The sequence below is a fragment of the Pseudomonas sp. DVZ6 genome, from assembly GCF_024259445.1.
Taxonomy (GTDB): Bacteria; Pseudomonadota; Gammaproteobacteria; order Pseudomonadales; family Pseudomonadaceae; genus Aquipseudomonas; species Aquipseudomonas peradeniyensis.
This window is the reverse complement of sequence record NZ_JANCLM010000034.1, coordinates 42,065-61,133: the sequence shown is the minus strand read 5'-3', so window position 1 is coordinate 61,133 and position 19,069 is coordinate 42,065. Positions and strand designations below refer to the sequence as shown.

Sequence of the window (19,069 nt, the reverse complement as noted above, 5' to 3'; positions counted from 1 at the left end):
TTGTGCCGCGAAAGGGCTGCGAAGCAGCCCCTGGAATTTCAGCCTTGATGCGAATAATGCCGGGGCTGCTTCGCAGCCCTTTCGCGGCACAAGGCCGCTCCTACACAGTCAGCCGATTCGCCAGCAGGACAGAAATTCGAGTAAAACTTTGTAAGGTAGGCGCTGCTTATCCCATAATGTGCCACCAGAGACATTGGCCGTAGCTTTGCAGAGGTAAGTCGATCCCCATGAACCGCACCGGCCGCGCCCTGACCCTGGGCTGCCTGTTGCTTCTTCAGCCCCTGCTGGCCCTGGCGGAGGGCGGTAACTCGTTGCTGATTCCGGCGGCGGGCCGCTGCACTCTCGATGCTGCGCCCGAGGACCAGGAGAACGCCCTGAAGGCCTGCGAGCAGACGGCGGAGTCCGGGGATGCCGAAGCGCAGTACGAGCTGGGCGAGTTCTACTACAGCGGCACGCCGCGCCATCTCGACAAGGCGCTCAAGTGGTTCGAAAAGGCCTCGCTGCAGGGCCAGGGGCAGGCCCAGTACCGCCTCGGCTCGATGTTCTTCCATGGCGAAGGGGTCAAGGCCAACAACGTGCAGGCCTACATCCTGCTCAAGATCGCCGCGGTCAACGGCGCCGAAGACGCCCTGGACATGGCCGACGAAGTCAGCGGGCAGATGCCCCGCGACGAGCTCGAGCACGCCACCCAGGTGCTCGGCCAGATCTTCCGCAAATACCTGCTGGAACTGCAGAACGCCGAAGGCCGCACGCCCTTCTCTCCCCTGCCCTGAACCGCCTCGAGCCCTGTGCGGTCCGCCGGCATCATCGTTTCGTCAACTTGCCCTGCCATGATCGACACGCGGATCGGAAGCGTCGTACCGACCCTTGATCGTTTCAGTGCTTTCGCCACTGCCACTCAAGGGTTATTCTTGAGTTCACATTCATTGCCGTCGAGCGGCTAAAAACGACCTTGAACGCACCCATACAACCCCATCGTTTCATCCTCGAGCCCTTCGAGGCCCATCGTTTCGCCAACCTGTGCGGCCAGTTCGACGAGCACCTGCGCCTGATCGAACAACGCCTGGCTATCGAAATCCGCAACCGCGGCAATCAGTTCGAACTGATCGGCGAACCCAAGACCACCTCCGCTGCCGAACAGTTGCTGCGCCGCCTCTATCGCGAGGCCAAGGCCACCGACCTGTCGCCGGAAACGGTCCATCTCTATCTGCAGGAATCGACGGTCGAGAACCTCGAGAACCCGGCCGTCAACGAAGTCAGCGTCTCGCTGCGCACGCGCAAGGGCAACATCCGCCCACGCGGCGTCAACCAGCAGCGCTACGTCAAGGAAATCCTGGCCAACGACATCAACTTCGGCGTCGGCCCGGCCGGTACCGGCAAGACTTACCTGGCCGTGGCCTGCGCGGTCGACGCACTGGAGCGTGAACAGGTGCGCCGCATCCTGCTGGTGCGCCCGGCGGTCGAGGCCGGCGAAAAGCTTGGTTTCCTGCCCGGCGACCTCGCCCAGAAGATCGACCCGTACCTGCGCCCGCTCTACGACGCGCTTTACGAGATGCTCGGCTTCGAGCACGTGGCCAAGCTCATCGAGCGCCAGGTGATCGAGATCGCACCGCTGGCCTACATGCGCGGCCGCACCCTGAACAACAGCTTCATCATCCTCGACGAGAGCCAGAACACCACCCTCGAGCAGATGAAGATGTTCCTCACCCGCATCGGCTTCGGCTCGACCGCGGTGATCACCGGCGACATCACCCAGGTCGACCTGCCGCGCGGCACCAAGTCAGGGCTGGCCCATGTGATCGAGGTGCTCAGGGACGTCCCGGGTATCAGCTTCACCCATTTCCAACCCAAGGATGTGGTGCGCCACCCGCTGGTGCAGCGCATCGTCGAAGCCTACGACCGCTTCGACGCCCGTCAGGCCAAGCCCGAGGCACCCGGCAAAGATGCTTGAACTCGACCTGCAACGGGCCACGGACGCCGCCGCCCCCGACGACAACGCCTTTCGCCGCTGGTGCGAGCTTGCCTTGCGCCAGCGCAGCGCCGACTCCGAGATGACCATCCGCCTGGTCGACGAAGCCGAAGGCCGCGAGCTGAACCACACCTACCGGCACAAGGACTACGCGACCAACGTGCTGTCCTTCCCCGCCGATGTGCCCGACGAGCTGCTCGACATCCCGTTGCTGGGCGACCTGGTGATCTGCGTGCCGGTGGTCGAGCGCGAGGCCGCCGAACAGGGCAAGGCCCTCGAGGCGCACTGGGCGCACCTGGTCATCCACGGCTGCCTGCACCTGCTCGGCTACGACCACATCGAGGACGATGAGGCCGAGGAGATGGAAGCGCTGGAACGAACATTGCTGGCGGAACTGGGTCATCCGGACCCGTACGCCGACGACGAAGCCGAATCAATCACACACTGACACTGCAAGGATCACGAGTAACCGCCATGAGCGAAGACCGATCGAGCAACGGGCAAAAGTCCTGGCTGGGTAAGCTGACCCAGGCTTTTGCCCATGAGCCGAAAAACCGCCAGGAGCTCCTCGAGCTGCTGCGCGAAGCCCATCAGAACAAGCTGCTCGACAGCGAAGCGCTGACCATCGTCGAAGGCGCCATCCAGGTCGCCGACCTGCAGGTGCGCGACATCATGGTGCCGCGCTCGCAGATGATCAGCATCAAGGCCAGCCAGTCGCCACGCGAGTTCCTGCCGGCGGTGATCGACGCCGCGCACTCGCGCTACCCGGTGATCGGCGAAAGCCACGACGATGTGCTCGGCATCCTGCTCGCCAAGGACCTGCTGCCGCTGATCCTCAAGGAGAACGGCGACAGCTTCAACATCAAGGACCTGCTGCGCCCGGCCACCTTCGTGCCCGAGTCCAAGCGCCTGAACGTGCTGCTGCGCGAATTCCGCGCCAACCACAACCACATGGCCATCGTCATCGACGAGTACGGCGGCGTGGCGGGCCTGGTGACCATCGAGGACGTGCTCGAGCAGATCGTCGGCGATATCGAGGACGAGCACGATGTCGAGGAAGACAGCTACATCAAGCCGCTGCCCAGCGGTGACTTCCTGGTCAAGGCGCTGACGCCGATCGATAACTTCAACGAGTTCTTCGACAGCGAATTCTCCGATGACGAGTTCGACACGGTCGGCGGCCTGGTAATGAGCGCCTTCGGCCACCTGCCCAAGCGCAACGAGACCACCGAGATCGGTCACTATCGTTTCCGTATTCTCAATGCCGACAGCCGCCGGATACACTTGCTGCGCCTGACACCGATCAATCGTTAAGGAACGACATGCGCTGGATCACCCGCCCCGGCTGGCCCGGTAACCTGCTGGCCATGGCGGCCGGCGCCTCCACCCTCCTGGCCCTGGCGCCGTTCGACGTCTGGCCGTTGGCCATCCTGTCCATCGCCCTGTTCTACGCCGGCCTGCGCGAACTGACGCCGCGCCAGGCCCTGGGCCGTGGCTGGTGCTTCGGCTTCGGCCTCTACGGCGCCGGCACCTGGTGGATCTACGTCAGCATGAACACCTACGGCGGTGCCTCGCCGCTGCTGGCGATCGCCCTGCTGCTGGCGTTCTTCGCCTGCCTGGCATTCTTCTTCGCCTTGCCCGCCTGGCTCTGGGCGCGCTGGTTGCGTCGCGACGAAGCGCCACTGGCCGATGCCCTGTGTTTCGCCGCCCTGTGGTTGCTGCAGGAGGCCTTCCGAGGCTGGTTCCTCACCGGTTTCCCCTGGCTCTACGCCGGCTACAGCCAACTCGACGGCCCGCTCGCCGGCCTCGCCCCGCTGGGCGGCGTCTGGCTGGTGTCCTTCGTCCTGGCCTTGAGCGCCGCCTTGCTATGCAACCTGTACCGCCTGCGTGAGCGCCGTGCGTTCCTGGCCGCTGGTGCGGTGTTGCTGGTGGCGCCGTGGATCCTCGGCCTGACCCTCAAGGACCACGCCTGGACCAAGCCGGCGGGCGATCCACTGAAGGTCGCCGCCCTGCAGGGCAACGTCGAGCAGGACCTGAAATGGGACCCGGCGCACGTCAATGCGCAACTGGCGCTGTACCGCGACATGAGCTTCAGTTCGAAGCCCGTCGACCTGCTGGTCTGGCCGGAAACCGCCGTGCCGGTGCTCAAGGACCAGGCCCAGGGCTACATCGACATGATGGGCACCTTTGCCGCCGAACGGCATTCGGCGCTGATCACCGGGGTGCCGATACGGCAGATGGTTCACCACCAGCGCCGCTACTACAACGGCATCACCGTGGCCGGCGAAGGCGACGGCACCTACCTCAAGCAGAAGCTGGTGCCGTTTGGCGAGTACGTGCCGCTGCAGGACATGCTGCGCGGCCTGATCGAGTTCTTCAATTTGCCGATGTCGGACTTCGCCCGCGGCCCCGAAGACCAGCCGCTGCTGCAGGCCAAGGGTTACCAGGTGGCCCCGTACATCTGCTACGAAGTGGTCTATCCCGAGTTCGCCGCAGGCCTTGCCGCGCGCAGCGACCTGCTGCTGACCATCAGCAACGACACCTGGTTCGGCACCTCGATCGGACCGCTGCAGCACCTGCAGATGGCCCAGATGCGCGCGCTCGAGGCCGGTCGCTGGATGATCCGCGCCACCAACAACGGCGTGACCGCGCTGATCGACCCGTTCGGCAGGATCACCGCGCAGATCCCGCAGTTCCAGAGGGCCGTGCTGTACGGCGAGGTGGTGCCGATGCAGCAGCTGACGCCTTACCTGCAATGGCGCTCGTGGCCGCTGGCAATTGTCTGCGTGCTGTTGCTGGGCTGGGCGCTGCTGGCCGGGCGGATCGCCAAGACCGTCTGAGCGACGACGCCTCCCGTGTAGGAGCGGCCTCGTGCCGCGAAAGGGCTGCGAAGCAGCCCCGGGGTCTTGGCGTACATGCACAGATCGCGGGGCCGCCTTGCGGCCCTTTCGCGGCACGAGGCCGCTCCTACAGAGGGCCGTGTGCGCTGGGCATCAGTAGAACAACCGATACCCCAGCAAACCCACCGCTTCATTCAGCAACTGCCCGCTCTGCCACATGGCCCGGCTTTCCGGCAGCAATCCCGCGAACGGTCTTGCATGATCGCGCCCGAGGAAACCCACCGGCGCCGGCACCACCTCGAACCCGGCCCGTTCAAAGCTCCAGCGTGCACGCTGCATGTGCCAGGCCTGGGTCACCACCACCACCCGCCGGATGCCCAATGGCTGCAACACCTTCGCGCTGAACTCGGCGTTTTCCCAGGTGGTGTGGCTGGCTTCCTCCTTCCAAGTGACCTTCACAGCGAAATCGGCCTGTAGCCGATCAGCCATCAGCTGAGCCTCGCTGGGTGGCGTGCCATAGTGCAGGCCACCACTGGTCAGCACCGGCAATCCCGAGGCCTTGGCCAGGTGGGCGGCATAGCGCATGCGCTCCAGTGCCACGTAGGTCGGCTGGTCAGTACCGGCCCACGCCGGATCACCGCGCTCGCGCCCGGCGCCCAGAACCACAATGGCATCGGCCCTGGCCGCCAGGCCCGCCCATTCATCCGCCATCAACGCAGGTTCTGTTTCAAGGGCCCGGGCCACCTGCTCGACGGTCAACGGCAGACTCATCAGCCACAAACCACCCACGCCCAGGGCAAAGCAGGCCGCCGCCAGGCGTGGACGGCGACGGCGCCACCACCAGGCGACCAGCAACAGCAGGAACAGGATGCCGGGCGGCATCAGCCATTGTTTGATGAAAAAGCGGATCGGCATCACACACCTCCATGGAAGGCGTGCAGCCTAAGAGGATCGGCACCGGGCCTCAAGGGCAACCGGCGCCGATCGATGCGTGCATTGTGAAAAACCGGCGCGTAGTACCGCGCCTGCAACCCTGAACGGCTATCGGGACGGCAACGTCCTGGAGCTGGCTGGGGCGCCGGAGCGCTTGCGGTCCTTGAGCCAGACGATCCTGGCCGAGGACGGCTCCGGTTGCGGGTAGGCACCGGCACTGGCAAAACGGCCCTCCGGGAGGGATTCCAGGTAGGCCTTGATGACCTCGAACTCGGCATGGCTCAGGCCACGCAACTCCAGTTCGGCAGGCATCTCGTCGCGCAATCGCACCGAGGTCCGGGCCACTTCCAGTGCCAGGCCCAGGCGGTCGATCAGGCGTTCGTAAAGCTCCGGCTTGTTTGCGGTTAGTTGCGACTCTCCCATCCGTTCACCTCATTGAAGGTAAGAATATCTCCCCCCACAGATGAGCTTAGCGTCACTCGCAAAAGCGGCCGGGCGCTGCGACCAACGGCCCGCGCGACGGGCGATGCAATCAGGGTTTCCCACGACGCGCGGCGCTCATGTATGCTACGGCGTTCACTCTCATAAGATCCCGGAGTGCCGGACGCAGCGAGGTCGAGCTGCCTGGAACATGTCTCTTATTCCTCTCAATACAAAGTAGCCATGCACGAACAATACACGCCCCGTGATGTAGAAGCCGCCGCCCAGAATGCCTGGGACGAGCAACAATCGTTCGCTGTCACCGAACAGCCAGGCAAAGACACGTACTACTGCCTATCGATGTTCCCGTACCCGAGCGGCAAGCTACACATGGGCCATGTGCGCAACTACACCATCGGTGACGTGATCGCCCGCTACCAGCGCATGCTGGGCAAGAACGTCCTGCAACCGATGGGCTGGGACGCTTTCGGCATGCCGGCGGAAAACGCCGCGATGAAGAACAACGTCGCTCCGGCCAAGTGGACCTACGAGAACATCGACTACATGAAGACCCAGCTCAAGAGCCTGGGTCTGGCCATCGACTGGTCGCGTGAAGTCACCACCTGCAAGCCGGACTACTACCGCTGGGAGCAGTGGCTGTTCACCCGCCTGTTCGAGAAAGGCATCATCTACCGCAAGAACGGCACCGTGAACTGGGACCCGGCGGACCAGACCGTACTGGCCAACGAGCAGGTCATCGACGGCCGTGGCTGGCGTTCGGGCGCGCTGATCGAAAAGCGCGAAATCCCGATGTACTACTTCCGCATCACCGACTACGCCGACGAGCTGCTGGAAAGCCTCGACGAGCTGCCGGGCTGGCCTGAGCAGGTCAAGACCATGCAGCGCAACTGGATCGGCAAGTCCCGCGGCATGGAAGTACAGTTCCCGTACGATCAGGCCAGCATCGGCCACGAAGGCACCCTGAAGGTCTTCACCACCCGTCCCGACACGCTGATGGGCGCCACCTACGTCGCCGTCGCCGCCGAGCACCCGCTGGCCACCCAGGCGGCCCAGGGCAACCCGGCGCTGCAAGCGTTCATCGACGAGTGCAAGAGCGGCAGCGTTGCCGAGGCCGACATGGCCACCCAGGAGAAGAAGGGCATGGCCACTTCCCTGTGCGTCGAGCACCCGCTGACCGGCGAGAAGCTGCCGGTATGGGTCGCCAACTACGTGCTGATGCACTACGGCGATGGCGCCGTGATGGCCGTGCCGGCCCACGACGAGCGCGACTTCGAGTTCGCCCACAAGTACAACCTGCCGGTCAAGGCAGTGGTGCGCACCAGCGTCGGCGACGAAGTCGGCAGCGAGTGGCTGGCCGCCTACGGCGAGCACGGCCAGCTGATCAACTCCGGTGAATTCGACGGCCTGGACTTCCAGGGCGCCTTCGACGCCATAGAAGCCGCGCTGATCCGCAAGGACCTGGGCAAATCCCGCACCCAGTTCCGCCTGCGCGACTGGGGCATCAGCCGCCAGCGCTACTGGGGCTGCCCGATCCCGATCATCCACTGCCCGTCCTGCGGCGATGTGCCGGTGCCGGAAGACCAGCTGCCGGTCACCCTGCCAGAAAACGTGGTGCCGGACGGCGCCGGTTCGCCGCTGGCGCGGATGCCCGAGTTCTACGAGTGCACCTGCCCGAAATGCGGCAGCGCGGCCAAGCGCGAAACCGACACCATGGACACCTTCGTCGAGTCGTCCTGGTACTTCGCCCGCTATGCCTCGCCGAATTACGACAAGGGCCTGGTCGATCCGAAAGCCGCCAACCACTGGCTGCCGGTGGACCAGTACATCGGCGGCATCGAACACGCGATCCTGCACCTGCTGTACGCGCGCTTCTTCCACAAGCTGATGCGTGACGAAGGCCTGGTCACCTCCAACGAGCCGTTCAAGAACCTGCTGACCCAGGGCATGGTCGTCGCCGAAACGTACTACCGTGTCGCCAGCAACGGCGGCAAGGACTGGTTCAACCCGGCCGATGTCGAGATCGAGCGTGACGCCAAGGCCAAGATCATCGGCGCGCGCCTGAAGACCGACGGCCTGCCGGTGGAAATCGGTGGCACCGAGAAGATGTCGAAATCGAAGAACAACGGTGTCGACCCGCAGTCGATGATCGAAGCCTACGGCGCCGACACCTGCCGCCTGTTCATGATGTTCGCCTCGCCACCCGACATGAGCCTGGAGTGGTCCGACTCCGGCGTCGAGGGTGCCAGCCGCTTCCTGCGCCGTGTCTGGCGCCTGGCCCAGGCCCATGTGGCCCAGGGCCTGCCGGGCCAGCTGGACATCGCCGCCCTGAGCGACGAGCAGAAGGTCATCCGCCGCGCCATCCATGCCGCCATCAAGCAGGCCAGCACCGACGTGGGCCAGTACCACAAGTTCAACACCGCCATCGCCCAGGTGATGACCGTGATGAACGTGCTGGAAAAGGCGCCACAGGCCAGCGCCCAGGACCGCGCCCTGCTGCAGGAAGGCCTCGAGGCCGTCACCCTGCTGCTGGCGCCGATCACCCCGCACATCTCCCACGAGCTGTGGAAGGCGCTGGGCCACGACCAGGCGGCAATCGACGCGGCCTGGCCGACGGTCGACGAAAGCGCCCTGGTGCAGGACACCGTGACACTGGTGGTGCAGGTCAACGGCAAGCTGCGTGGCCAGGTCGAGATGCCGGCCGCCGCCAGCCGCGAGGAAATCGAAGCCGCCGCCCGCAACAACGAGAACGTCCTGCGCTTCACCGACGGCCTGACCATCCGCAAGGTCATCGTCGTACCGGGCAAACTGGTCAACATCGTCGCCAACTGATGGCAACGCCCGCCTGCACACCCTGCAGGCGGGCGTAATCGGTCCACGAGGGAGCAACACACATGATCAAACGCAATCTGCTGGTAATGGGCCTGGCTGTCCTGCTCAGCGCCTGCGGTTTCCAGCTGCGCGGCACCGGCACCACCGAGCTGACCATCAAGGAGCTGGACCTCAGCGCACGCAACGCCTATGGCGAAACGGTCACCCAACTGCGCCGCACACTGCAGAACAGTGGCGTGAAGGTCTATACCGGCGCACCCTATAAGCTCGTGCTCACCAACGAGCAGGAATCCCAGCGTGCCGCCACCTACAGTGGTGGCAACCGCTCGGCGGAGTACGAGCTGACCGTCGTGCTGAACTACGCGGTCGAAGGCCAGAACGACACGATCCTGCTGGAAGACAAACTGCAGGTGCAGAAGTATTACGTGTACAACGGCAACAACATTACTGGTTCCGGCCAGGAAGCCGTCCAGGTACGCCAGGAAATCCGTCGTGACCTGGTACAAGGCATGATGGTCCGCCTCCAGCAATTGACCCCGGCACACCTCGACGACCTGCAGCGCAAGGCCAACGAGCGTGCCGAAGCCGAAGCCCGGGCCATGCAGGAAGCCCAGCGCATCCAGGACGAGACGCCCCAGCAGTCGCCGCTGGAAGTCCCGGCTCCCTGAGCCTGATCGGGGCACCTGAGGTGCCCCGCCTATTCCCATGAAGCTCGCTCCCGCCCAACTCAACAAGCACCTGCAAGGCCAGCTGGCGCCCGTCTACATCGTCAGCGGCGACGATCCGCTGCTGTGCCAGGAGGCCGCCGACGCCATCCGTAGCGCTGCTCGGCAGCAGGGTTACGACGAACGCCAGGTATTCAGCGCCGACGCCAACTTCGACTGGGGCAACCTGCTCCTGGCCGGCGCCAGCCTGTCACTGTTCGCCCAGCGCCGCCTGCTGGAACTGCGCCTGCCCTCGGGCAAACCCGGCGACAAGGGTGCCGCCGCGCTGATGGAATACTGCGCCAACCCGGCCGAGGACACGCTGCTGCTGATCAGCCTGCCCAAGCTCGATGGCAGTGCGCAGAAGACCAAGTGGGGCAAGGCCCTGATCGAAGGCGCGCACTGCCAGTTCATCCAGATCTGGCCGGTGGACGCCCAGCAGTTGCCACAGTGGATCAACCAGCGCCTGTCCCAGGCCGGTCTTTCGGCCCAGCGAGACGCCGTCGACCTGATCGCCGCCCGGGTCGAGGGCAACCTGCTGGCCGCCGCCCAGGAGATCGAGAAGCTCAAGCTGCTGGCCGAGGGTAACCAGATCACCGTGGAGACCGTCCAGGCCGCCGTCGCTGACAGCGCCCGCTTCGATGTCTTCGGCCTGGTGGATGCCATTCTCAACGGCGAGGCGGCCCACGCCTTGCGCATGCTCGAAGGGTTGCGCGGCGAAGGTGTCGAGCCTCCGGTGATTCTCTGGGCCCTGGCCCGCGAGCTGCGCCTGCTGGCAGGGCTTGCACAGCAGTTCAGCCAGGGGGTGCCACTGGACAAGGCGTTCAGCCAGGCACGCCCCCCGGTGTGGGACAAACGCCGCCCGCTGGTGAGCAAGGCCTTGCAGCGCCTGTCAGCTCAGCGCTGGGCCATGTTGCTGCAGGATGCCCAGCGTATTGATGCGCAGATCAAGGGGCAGGCCGAGGGCTCGCCCTGGACCAGCCTGGCGCGGTTGTCGCTGCTGATGGCCGGACAGCGATTGGCACTGCCTGCCGAGTAAAACTCATCGCGGGTCAAGCCCGCTCCCACAAAGATGTCGTGGGAGCGGGCTTGACCCGCGATGAGGCCCGCCGCCATAAACACAATCAATTGGCTCAGGTAGCGCTACAGGCCTAAAGTGCGCGCGCCATCCACCCAGACCGGGAACCCACCATGAGCAAGAAACCGAAAAAGCACGGCCCCAACAAGGCCAAGTCCATCGTCGCCCAACCGCTGTTCCGCTGCCGCCAGGAACGACCGGAAAAAGGCAAAGGCAGCTACCGCCGCGAAGCCTTCCAATCGAGAGATTGGGAGGCTTCCTGCTTTATGGCGGCATGAAAGGCATGAAATGCGCAGGCATGGTATGGTCGGCACCTGACCTGCAATTCTGGATCTGTGCATGCCCTCTCGTCTCACTCTCCGCTGGCAACCCCGCCAGCTGATCGCGGCCACAAGCTTCATCCTGCTCGTCGCCTGCGCCGAGAAACCCACCGCCGCCGACGCCCTGCCGCTGGCGCCCGCCCAGCCCGCCCCCGTCGCCACCCAGCCCGGCACCGCGCCCGAGGCCAACGGTGAAATCCAGCCCCTGCAGACCTTCGCCCAATGGCAGGCCGGCTTCCGCCAACAAGCCCTGCAAGCCGGTATCAGTGCCAGCCTGTTCGACCGCGCCTTCCTCGGCGTCACCCCGGACATGGACGTGATCAAGGCCGACCGTAGCCAACCCGAGTTCACCCGCCCGGTGTGGGAGTACCTGGACGGCGCCCTGTCGCCGCTACGCGTGCGCAACGGCAAGAAACTGCTCGAGCAGAACGCCGATCTGCTGACCCGCATCGAACAACGCTACGGTGTCGATCGCCAGGTTCTGGTCTCGGTATGGGGCATGGAAAGCAACTTCGGCCAGTTCCAGGGCAGCAAGTCGGTGATCCGCTCACTGGCCACCCTGGCCTATGAGGGCCGGCGTCCGCAGTTCGCCCAGGACCAGCTGATCGCCGCCCTGCAGATCCTGCAGAACGGCGATATCCAGCCCGATGCGATGCGTGGCTCCTGGGCTGGCGCCATGGGCCAGACCCAGTTCATCCCGACCACCTACCTGACCCACGCCGTGGACTTCGACGGTGACGGCCGTCGCGACATCTGGAACAGCACCGCCGACGCCCTGGCCTCCACCGCGCACTACCTGCAGGCGTCCGGCTGGAAACGTGGCCAACCCTGGGGCTTCGAGGTGCAGGTGCCCGCCGGCTTCGACTACTGGCTGGCCGATGGCAGCCAGCGCAAGAGCGTCAACGAGTGGCTGCAGCTGGGCGTGAAACTGCCGGCCGGCACCACCCTGCCAACCGGCAGCGACCAGCTGCCCGCCGCCCTGTTGCTGCCCGCAGGTGCCAAGGGGCCAGCATTCCTGGTACTGGACAACTTCCGCGCCATCCTCAAGTACAACAATTCGTCGTCCTACGCGCTGGCGGTGAGCCTGCTGGGGGATCGTTTCTCCGGATGGGGGTTCATTGCCGGCAGCTGGCCGAAAGAGGACCTGCCGCTGAGCCGCAGCGAACGAATCGAGTTGCAGACCTTGCTCAATGCCAACGGGCATGAAGCAGGCAATCCGGATGGGATCATCGGCGCCAATACCCGCAAGGCAATCCGCAATGCGCAGCAGGCCCAGGGTTGGCCGGCGGATGGTTATCCGACCCACAAGCTGCTTGATAGCCTGCGCCGCTAGAGAGCGCAGAGGGGCGCTTTGCGCCCCTTTCGCGGCACAAGGCCGCTCCTACAGGCGATTGCAATCCCCTGTAGGAGCGGCCTTGTGCCGCGAAAGGGCTGCAAAGCAGCCCCGGCGATCTCAACCCCTGAACAGATCCTGCAACAGCACCAGACTCTGCTCTTCAGCATCCAGTCGCACACTTGCCCCCATCGGCAAGCACACATTCGGATCACAGTGCCCACTGCGCCACCCGGCCAGCACCGGCACCCCGAGCGGGCCGAAGATGTCCAGCAGCAGCGGCGTCATCGCCGCCACCGTGATCCCGGCAAAGTCCCCCACCAGCACCCCTCGCACCTCTTCCAGCTTGCCGGCCAGGCGCAGTTGGGTCAGCAGTCGGTCGACACGGTAGAGCGGCTCGTTGACGTCCTCGATGAACAGGATGCTGTCCCGGGTGTCGACTTCCGCCAGCGTCCCCAGCGTGGAGCCGAGCAGCGACAGGTTGCCGCCAACCAGACGCCCGCTGGCAATCCCGGGCACCACGCTGGTGAGCGGGAACTCGACAGGGTGGTCAATCACATCACCCGCCCCCAGCCGCCCCCGTAGCTGTCCGAACAGTGAGCTGACGGTGGGCTCGAGCTTGCCCCCCTGCAGGTCGGCATTGAGCATTGCACCATGGAAGGCCAGCATCCCGGCATGTCGGTTGAGCGCCGAATGCAGGGCGGTGATGTCGCTGTAACCCACCAGCGGCTTGGGATGGCGTCGGATCAGTTCGAAGTCGATGCGGTCCAGCAGGCGCATGCTGCCGTAACCGCCGCGCATGCACAGGATGGCGTCGATGTCCGGGGCGCTGAATGCATCGTGCAGGTCACGCAGGCGTTGCTCGTCGCTGCCGGCAAGGTAACCGTCCGCCTGCAGCACCCCAGGGTAGATGCGGCACTGCTGGCCACGGCTTTCGAACCACTGACGGGCCTTGTCGGTGTCCAGCCGCGCCGGCCCGGCCGGGGCGACGATGGCGAAACGGGCGTTGTCAGGCAAGGCCTTGGGCAACAGGTATTCAGCAGTTTCCAGGCAATTCATCGCGCCACTCCTTGCAGCTTGTCGCTTGAAACAGATCGCTCAAAAACAAAAATGCCGATGCCGCCTTCCGGCGCGCATCGGCATGTCCCGCTCAAGCCCGGTTCAGAGCTTGATCTTGGCTTCGTGGGCCTGCTGGTCGGCGTGGTACGACGAGCGCACCAGCGGGCCGGAGGCGACGTTCTTGAAGCCCATCTTGTAACCTTCCTCGGCGAACCAGGCGAAGGTGTCCGGGTGCACGAAGCGCTGTACCGGCAGGTGGTTGCGCGACGGCTGCAGGTACTGGCCGAGGGTCAGCATGTCGATGTCATGCTCGCGCATGCGGTGCATGACCTCGATCACCTCGTCGTCGGTCTCGCCCAGGCCCAGCATCAGGCCGGACTTGGTCGGTACGTGCGGGACCATCTGCTTGAACTTCTGCAGCAGGTCCAGCGACCAGTCGTAGTCCGAGCCCGGACGCGCGGCCTTGTACAGGCGCGGTACGGTCTCGAGGTTGTGGTTGAACACGTCGGGCGGGGTCTGCGCGGTGATTTCCAGCGCCACGTCCATGCGCCCACGGTAGTCCGGCACCAGGGTCTCCAGCTGGACGCCCGGCGACAGCGCGCGGATTTCGCGGATGCAATCGGCGAAGTGCTGGGCACCGCCGTCACGCAGGTCATCGCGGTCCACCGAGGTGATCACCACGTACTTCAGGCGCAGGTCGGCGATGGCGATGGCCAGGTTCTTCGGCTCGTCCAGGTCCAGAGGCTTCGGACGGCCGTGGCCGACATCGCAGAACGGGCAGCGACGGGTGCAGATGTCGCCCATGATCATGAAGGTCGCGGTGCCGCCGGAGAAGCACTCGCCCAGGTTCGGGCAGGAGGCCTCTTCGCACACGCTGTGCAGTTTGTGCTTGCGCAGCAGTTGCTTGATGCGGTCGACCTCCGGCGAAACCGGGATGCGCACGCGAATCCAGTCAGGCTTTTTCGGCAGTTCTTCGGTGGGGATGATCTTCACCGGGATGCGCGCCACCTTCTCGGCGCCGCGCAGCTTCACGCCGGCCTCGACTTTCTTCGGCACAGGGCGCGGGGTCACGTCTTGCGTGGGGATCAGGTTCGGCACGGCTTCTTGCACAGTTGTCATAATCAGTCGATTCCGCCCGTCAGGGTCGTCTGCTCAGCATAGTCGAGGTGCCTGACCAGCTGTCCGCGCAGCCTTGTCCTGACCTCGTCAAGTTCGATCGGGCCTGCCAGGTCGCGCAGCTGGGTCATGGCCAGCCCCGCATACCCACAGGGGTTGATTCGGCGGAATGGCGCAAGGTCCATGTCCACGTTCAGGGCAAGGCCGTGGAAGGAACGACCGTTGCGGATTCGAAGGCCAAGGGACGCGATCTTCGCGCCATCGACGTAGACGCCCGGGGCATCGGGCTTGGCCACCGCCTGCACGCCGTAGCTGGCGAGCAGGTCGATGAGCGTCTGCTCGATGCGACTGACCAGCTCGCGCACGCCGATGCTCAGGCGCCGCACATCCAGCAGCAGGTAGGCCACCAGTTGGCCGGGGCCGTGATAAGTGACCTGGCCACCGCGATCGGTCTGTACCACCGGGATCTCCCCCGGGATCAGCAGGTGCTCGGCCTTGCCGGCCTGGCCCTGGGTGAAGACCGGCGGGTGCTCGACCAGCCAGACTTCGTCCTGGCTGTCCGGGCCGCGGTGCTCGGTAAAGCGGCGCATGGCCTGCAGCACCGGTTCATAGGGCTGCAGGCCAAGATCGCGAATACCGAGCACGCCGGACATCACAGCACCATTTTCACGATGCCGGTGGCACGCAGGGCACTGTTGATGTCGTGCAGCTGGTTTTCGCTCTCGGCAACGATATGCAGTTGCACCGTGGTGTACTTGCCTTCCTTGCTCTGGCGCTCGGCCAGGGTCGACAGGTCGACCTTGGCGTGCTTGCTGAGGATCTCGATCACGGTGTCGCGGAAACCGACAACGGTGTCACCGATCACCTTGATCGGGTAGTCCTCGCAGGGGAATTCGATCTTGTGCGACTTGACGTCTTCTTCGCTCATGGCGGAAACGGCCTCGTAAGCCGTGGCAGCAACATCGCCCCCGCCTGGTTCACGGGGGCGCGCTGGTCACGTATCAGTTGAACAAACCGTAGAAGAACAGGCGGATGCTATCCCACATACGGCCGAAGAAACCAGCTTCCTCCACGCCGTCAAGGGCGATGAGGTCGGCGCTGTGAACCACTTTCTCGTCCAGTTTGACTTCCACTTTGCCGATCACGTCACCTTTGGCGATCGGAGCGGTCAGTTGCGGGTTCATGGTCATCGAAGCCTGGAGGCGCTTCAATTGGCCTTTAGGCATGGTCATGGTCAGGTCGTTGGCCAAGCCGGCTTTCACCTGGTTGGTCGCGCCTTTCCATACCTGGGCCTGGGTCAGCTCGGTGCCTTTCTGGTAGAAGGTCTGGGTTTCGAAGAAGCGGAAACCGTAGGTCAGCAGCTTCTGGGTCTCGGCGGCGCGGGACTGCTCGCTGTTGGTGCCGAACACCACGGCGATCAGGCGCTGGCCGTCACGCACGGCCGAGGCGACCATGCAGTAGCCGGCTTCGTCGGTGTGGCCGGTCTTCAGGCCATCGACGGTCTTGTCGCGCCACAGCAGCAGGTTACGGTTCGGCTGCTTGATGTTGTTCCAGAAGAACTCTTTCTGCGAGTAGATGGCGTAGTGCGCCGGATCTTCGTTGATGATCGCGCGTGCCAGCAGGGCCATGTCGTGGGCCGAGGAGTAGTGCTCGGGGTTCGGCAGGCCGGTCGGGTTCATGAAGTGGCTGTTGGCCATGCCCAGGTCGGTGGCGGTCTTGTTCATCATGTCGGCGAAAGCGTCTTCGCTGCCGGCGATGTGCTCGGACAGGGCGACCGAGGCGTCGTTGCCGGACTGGATGATGATGCCGTGCAGCAGGTCGCTGACGGTGACCTGGCTGCCGACCTTGATGAACATGCGCGAACCACCGGTGCGCCAGGCGTTCTCGCTGACGGTGACCGGGTCGTTCTCGCCGATCTGGCCGCGACGGATGTCCAAGGTGGCGATGTAGGCGGTCATCAGCTTGGTCAGGCTGGCCGGCGGCAGGCGCTCGTCACCGTTGTTCTCGACCAGCACGTTGCCGCTGGACGCGTCCATGAGTACGTAGGACTTGGCGGCCAGTTGCGGTGGTGCCGGCATCATCTGCTCCGCTGCGAAGGCAGCAGGCATGATCATCAGCAGAACGGGCAGGCAAAGTCGTTTGGCAAGGTTGGTGATGTTCATCCGTCTCTCGTAAATCGCTAATGGTCTGATGTTCCGTGGGCAAGTTCGTTTGCCCAGCGCCCCGTCAGTCTAGTTTTATGGCCGGTGGCCTGGCCCGACAGTGCGACGTAATGCCGCTGCGGGCAAAAGCGGGCATTGTACATGTCATTGCCCGGCAATTCATGAACAAACCGACAGATCGGTGTGCTCTGCTTCGCGGGTGAACCCGCTCCCACAGGATCTGTGCAAAACCCTGTGGGAGCGGGTTTACCCGCGAAAGGTCCGACGCGTACGTCAGTCGGTCACGACCTTCGCCTGACCGAGGTTCGCCAGGCGAATGCTGTCCTGCGCCTGCTGGATCTCGCCCTGGCTGTTGATCGGCCCCAGGCGCACCCGGTGCAGGGTCTGCTGGTTACGCACCACGGAGCTGATGAACACCGGCGCGCTGACCATGGTGCTCAGCTTCGAGCGCAGCAGCTCGGCGGCATCCGGGTTGGCGAATGCGCCCACCTGCAGGATGCTGCCGCCACTTGCGTTCGGCACATTGTTGCCGCCCACCTGCACCGGCACCACCGGCGCCGCGTGCTGCTGCGGTGGCGGGGTCCACTGCTCGACCCGGCCGGTGCTCGCGGCAATCGGCTGGGCCTGGGCCACCTGCGGTTCCTTGAGCACCATCGGCGGCTGCTGGCCACGCTGGGCCCACCATTGCTGCGGGTCGATCCCTTCGACGCGCACGTGCGCGGTGCCGGTCTCGGCATAGCCGAGCTTCTTCGCCGCGGCGTAGGACAGGTCGATGATACGGTCGGAATAGAACGGGCCACGGTCATTGACCCGCAGGATCACACTGCGGCCGTTGGCCAGGTTGGTCACTCGCACATAGGCCGGCAGGGGCAGGGTCTTGTGCGCCGCGCTCATGCCGTACAGGTCGTACAGCTCGCCGTTGGCGGTGTTCTGGCCGTGGAACTTGGTGCCATACCACGACGCGGTGCCTTCGGCGCGGTAGTTGCGCGAGTCCTGCATCGGGTAGTAGGTCTTGCCCAGCACCGTGTAGGGGTTGGCCTTGTAGTTGCCAGTGTGCACGGTCGGCGTGGCGTCGGGGATCTTGTTGACGTCCACGTCCCACCAGGGCGCGCCGTCCTTGTGCGCACGATTGATGTCCAGGCCCGGCTGCGCGCGCACGGTGTTGCCGCTCTGCGGGGTGGAGGGCCGGCTCGACGAGCAGCTGGCCAGCACCAGGCCGACAGCGACGCAGGTGAGCAGTTTTGCGGTATTGACGGTGAAAAATTCGCGCATTTACTTGACGCCCCGTGCCAGAACCAGCTGTTCGGAAAGCTGATGCACCGCCATGGCATACATCACGCTGCGGTTGTAGCGAGTGATCGCGTAGAAGTTTTTCAGGCCCATCCAGTACTCGGGGCCATCGGCGCCTTCCAGGCGGAAGGCGGTGACCGGCAGATCATCGCGCAGCGCATCATGACCCGACCAGCCCAGCGCCCGCAACTGCGCGACCGTCCTGGTCGGCTCGATGCCGGTGGTCAGGCCTTCGTCGACCCGTGCGCCGGCCACGCTGGCGCGGCTGACCACAGGTTCCCCGGGTACCCAGCCATGACGCTTGAAGTAGCTGGCGACGCTGCCGATGGCATCGTCCGGGTTGTTCCAGATATTGATGTGGCCGTCGCCGTCGAAGTCCACGGCATAAGCGCGGAAGCTGCTCGGCATGAACTGCGGCAGGCCCATGGCGCCGGCATAGGAGCCCTTGAGCGTGAGCGGATCAAGCTGCTCCTCGCGGGCCAGCAGAAGGAACTCGCGCAGCTCCTTGCGGAAGAATTCGGCCCGTGGCGGGTAGTCGAAACCGAGCGTGGACAGGGCATCGATGACCCGGTAGTTGCCGGTGTTGCGACCGAAGAAGGTTTCCACGCCGATGATCGCGACGATGTACTGCGCCGGCACGCCGTATTCCTGTTCGGCGCGGGCCAGCACGGCCTCGTGCTGGCGCCAGAAGTCCACACCGCGGGCGATGCGCGCGTCGGTGATGAACATCGGGCGGTATTCCTTCCACGGCTTGACCCGCTCGGCCGGCCGCGATATCGCATCGAGGATCGCCTGCTTGCGCTGCACCTCGCGGAACACGCCCATCAGTTGCTCGCCGGCGAAGCCGTAGTCGCGAGTCATCTCGCCAACGAACTCGGCCACCTGGGGCGAGCCGTCGTAGTCACCGGCATTGGCCTGCTGGATTGCGCCGAGCAACCCCACTGCGCCGAAGAACGGCGCCAGGCGGGCAGCCCAGCCACGCACTGCTTGCATGA

Annotated in this window: 19 protein-coding genes; 10 read left to right on the top strand and 9 right to left on the bottom strand. The window is 64.8% G+C overall.

From position 1 onward, the window contains the following. The first annotated feature begins 227 nt into the window (after window positions 1–227). The 5 genes from NMG10_RS19205 to lnt all read left to right on the top strand — a co-directional run bounded on the left by NMG10_RS19205 (window position 228) and on the right by lnt (window position 4,809). Complete coding sequence (locus NMG10_RS19205) at window positions 228–773, top strand: tetratricopeptide repeat protein (RefSeq protein WP_203648151.1); 546 nt, start codon at window positions 228–230, stop codon at window positions 771–773. A gap of 179 nt (window positions 774–952) precedes the next feature. Further along, window positions 953–1,951: a PhoH family protein gene (locus NMG10_RS19200; RefSeq protein ID WP_203648152.1), complete on the top strand. Its 999-nt coding sequence runs from the start codon at window positions 953–955 to the stop codon at window positions 1,949–1,951. Then, window positions 1,944–2,417: an rRNA maturation RNase YbeY gene (gene ybeY, locus NMG10_RS19195; RefSeq protein WP_203648153.1), complete on the top strand. Its 474-nt coding sequence runs from the start codon at window positions 1,944–1,946 to the stop codon at window positions 2,415–2,417. Before NMG10_RS19200 ends, ybeY begins: the two co-directional genes overlap by 8 nt. Before the next feature lie 26 nt (window positions 2,418–2,443). Beyond that, entirely contained in the window at window positions 2,444–3,283 is an 840-nt protein-coding gene (locus NMG10_RS19190; RefSeq protein ID WP_203648154.1) for an HlyC/CorC family transporter, read from the top strand. 8 nt (window positions 3,284–3,291) lie between these two features. Beyond that, complete coding sequence (gene lnt, locus NMG10_RS19185) at window positions 3,292–4,809, top strand: apolipoprotein N-acyltransferase (RefSeq protein ID WP_254464913.1); 1,518 nt, start codon at window positions 3,292–3,294, stop codon at window positions 4,807–4,809. 153 nt (window positions 4,810–4,962) lie between these two features. Here lnt and NMG10_RS19180 read toward each other — a convergent pair whose 3' ends face one another. Both NMG10_RS19180 and NMG10_RS19175 read right to left on the bottom strand, forming a co-directional pair. Further along, complete coding sequence (locus tag NMG10_RS19180; protein WP_203648156.1) at window positions 4,963–5,724, bottom strand: YdcF family protein; 762 nt, start codon at window positions 5,722–5,724, stop codon at window positions 4,963–4,965. Between the two features lie 126 nt (window positions 5,725–5,850). Continuing rightward, window positions 5,851–6,165: a hypothetical protein gene (locus NMG10_RS19175; RefSeq protein ID WP_110737917.1), complete on the bottom strand. Its 315-nt coding sequence runs from the start codon at window positions 6,163–6,165 to the stop codon at window positions 5,851–5,853. Between the two features lie 240 nt (window positions 6,166–6,405). Here NMG10_RS19175 and leuS point away from each other — a divergent pair, with 240 nt between their 5' ends. From leuS to NMG10_RS19150, 5 genes are all read left to right on the top strand, one after another. Next, window positions 6,406–9,012: a leucine--tRNA ligase gene (gene leuS / locus NMG10_RS19170; protein WP_203648157.1), complete on the top strand. Its 2,607-nt coding sequence runs from the start codon at window positions 6,406–6,408 to the stop codon at window positions 9,010–9,012. 62 nt (window positions 9,013–9,074) lie between these two features. Next, window positions 9,075–9,680, top strand: coding sequence for an LPS assembly lipoprotein LptE (lptE, locus tag NMG10_RS19165; RefSeq protein ID WP_203648158.1), 606 nt, complete (start codon window positions 9,075–9,077; stop codon window positions 9,678–9,680). A gap of 37 nt (window positions 9,681–9,717) precedes the next feature. Then, a complete protein-coding gene (holA, locus tag NMG10_RS19160; RefSeq protein ID WP_069016289.1) occupies window positions 9,718–10,755 on the top strand; it encodes a DNA polymerase III subunit delta in 1,038 nt (345 codons plus the stop codon). Between the two features lie 152 nt (window positions 10,756–10,907). Next, window positions 10,908–11,072 carry an alternative ribosome rescue factor ArfA gene (arfA, locus tag NMG10_RS19155; protein WP_028690395.1) on the top strand — a complete coding sequence of 55 codons (165 nt, stop codon included), beginning with the start codon at window positions 10,908–10,910 and terminating at the stop codon, window positions 11,070–11,072. Window positions 11,073–11,133: 61 nt separating this feature from the next. Next, the gene (locus NMG10_RS19150) at window positions 11,134–12,447 is read left to right on the top strand and encodes a lytic murein transglycosylase (RefSeq protein ID WP_232857385.1); all 1,314 of its coding nucleotides are present in this window, start codon (window positions 11,134–11,136) and stop codon (window positions 12,445–12,447) included. A 120-nt stretch (window positions 12,448–12,567) separates the two neighbouring features. On the opposite strand, the gene NMG10_RS19145 is transcribed toward NMG10_RS19150, so the two are convergent. From NMG10_RS19145 to mltB, 7 genes are all read right to left on the bottom strand, one after another. Beyond that, on the bottom strand, window positions 12,568–13,506 hold the full coding sequence (locus NMG10_RS19145; protein ID WP_254464912.1) for an LD-carboxypeptidase: 939 nt from the start codon (window positions 13,504–13,506) through the stop codon (window positions 12,568–12,570). A gap of 102 nt (window positions 13,507–13,608) precedes the next feature. Next, the gene (lipA, locus tag NMG10_RS19140) at window positions 13,609–14,625 is read right to left on the bottom strand and encodes a lipoyl synthase (RefSeq protein ID WP_254464910.1); all 1,017 of its coding nucleotides are present in this window, start codon (window positions 14,623–14,625) and stop codon (window positions 13,609–13,611) included. A gap of 2 nt (window positions 14,626–14,627) precedes the next feature. Further along, window positions 14,628–15,275 (bottom strand): lipoyl(octanoyl) transferase LipB, encoded by a 648-nt coding sequence (gene lipB, locus NMG10_RS19135; protein ID WP_203648160.1) that lies wholly within the window; start codon window positions 15,273–15,275, stop codon window positions 14,628–14,630. Continuing rightward, the gene (locus tag NMG10_RS19130; protein ID WP_011535839.1) at window positions 15,275–15,550 is read right to left on the bottom strand and encodes a DUF493 domain-containing protein; all 276 of its coding nucleotides are present in this window, start codon (window positions 15,548–15,550) and stop codon (window positions 15,275–15,277) included. Before NMG10_RS19130 ends, lipB begins: the two co-directional genes overlap by 1 nt. Before the next feature lie 73 nt (window positions 15,551–15,623). After that, complete coding sequence (locus NMG10_RS19125) at window positions 15,624–16,784, bottom strand: D-alanyl-D-alanine carboxypeptidase family protein (RefSeq protein ID WP_203648161.1); 1,161 nt, start codon at window positions 16,782–16,784, stop codon at window positions 15,624–15,626. A 273-nt stretch (window positions 16,785–17,057) separates the two neighbouring features. Then, a complete protein-coding gene (locus tag NMG10_RS19120) occupies window positions 17,058–18,056 on the bottom strand; it encodes a septal ring lytic transglycosylase RlpA family protein (protein ID WP_203648162.1) in 999 nt (332 codons plus the stop codon). Then, window positions 18,057–19,067 carry a lytic murein transglycosylase B gene (gene mltB / locus NMG10_RS19115; RefSeq protein WP_203648163.1) on the bottom strand — a complete coding sequence of 337 codons (1,011 nt, stop codon included), beginning with the start codon at window positions 19,065–19,067 and terminating at the stop codon, window positions 18,057–18,059. Window positions 19,068–19,069 lie beyond the last annotated feature (2 nt).

Excerpts from the sequence above, each read along its gene's own strand:
- NMG10_RS19150 (WP_232857385.1), top strand. The coding sequence starts at position 11,134 with ATGCCCTCTCGTCTCACTCTCCGCTGGCAACCCCGCCAGCTGATCGCG.
- NMG10_RS19130 (WP_011535839.1), bottom strand. The coding sequence starts at position 15,550 with ATGAGCGAAGAAGACGTCAAGTCGCACAAGATCGAATTCCCCTGCGAG.
- lnt (WP_254464913.1), top strand. The coding sequence starts at position 3,292 with ATGCGCTGGATCACCCGCCCCGGCTGGCCCGGTAACCTGCTGGCCATG.
- holA (WP_069016289.1), top strand. The coding sequence starts at position 9,718 with ATGAAGCTCGCTCCCGCCCAACTCAACAAGCACCTGCAAGGCCAGCTG.
- NMG10_RS19190 (WP_203648154.1), top strand. The coding sequence starts at position 2,444 with ATGAGCGAAGACCGATCGAGCAACGGGCAAAAGTCCTGGCTGGGTAAG.
- lptE (WP_203648158.1), top strand. The coding sequence starts at position 9,075 with ATGATCAAACGCAATCTGCTGGTAATGGGCCTGGCTGTCCTGCTCAGC.
- lipA (WP_254464910.1), bottom strand. The coding sequence starts at position 14,625 with ATGACAACTGTGCAAGAAGCCGTGCCGAACCTGATCCCCACGCAAGAC.
- NMG10_RS19145 (WP_254464912.1), bottom strand. The coding sequence starts at position 13,506 with ATGAATTGCCTGGAAACTGCTGAATACCTGTTGCCCAAGGCCTTGCCT.
- NMG10_RS19175 (WP_110737917.1), bottom strand. The coding sequence starts at position 6,165 with ATGGGAGAGTCGCAACTAACCGCAAACAAGCCGGAGCTTTACGAACGC.
- NMG10_RS19180 (WP_203648156.1), bottom strand. The coding sequence starts at position 5,724 with ATGCCGATCCGCTTTTTCATCAAACAATGGCTGATGCCGCCCGGCATC.
- leuS (WP_203648157.1), top strand. The coding sequence starts at position 6,406 with ATGCACGAACAATACACGCCCCGTGATGTAGAAGCCGCCGCCCAGAAT.
- NMG10_RS19125 (WP_203648161.1), bottom strand. The coding sequence starts at position 16,784 with ATGAACATCACCAACCTTGCCAAACGACTTTGCCTGCCCGTTCTGCTG.
- NMG10_RS19120 (WP_203648162.1), bottom strand. The coding sequence starts at position 18,056 with ATGCGCGAATTTTTCACCGTCAATACCGCAAAACTGCTCACCTGCGTC.
- arfA (WP_028690395.1), top strand. The coding sequence starts at position 10,908 with ATGAGCAAGAAACCGAAAAAGCACGGCCCCAACAAGGCCAAGTCCATC.
- NMG10_RS19205 (WP_203648151.1), top strand. The coding sequence starts at position 228 with ATGAACCGCACCGGCCGCGCCCTGACCCTGGGCTGCCTGTTGCTTCTT.
- ybeY (WP_203648153.1), top strand. The coding sequence starts at position 1,944 with ATGCTTGAACTCGACCTGCAACGGGCCACGGACGCCGCCGCCCCCGAC.
- lipB (WP_203648160.1), bottom strand. The coding sequence starts at position 15,275 with ATGTCCGGCGTGCTCGGTATTCGCGATCTTGGCCTGCAGCCCTATGAA.
- mltB (WP_203648163.1), bottom strand. The coding sequence starts at position 19,067 with ATGCAAGCAGTGCGTGGCTGGGCTGCCCGCCTGGCGCCGTTCTTCGGC.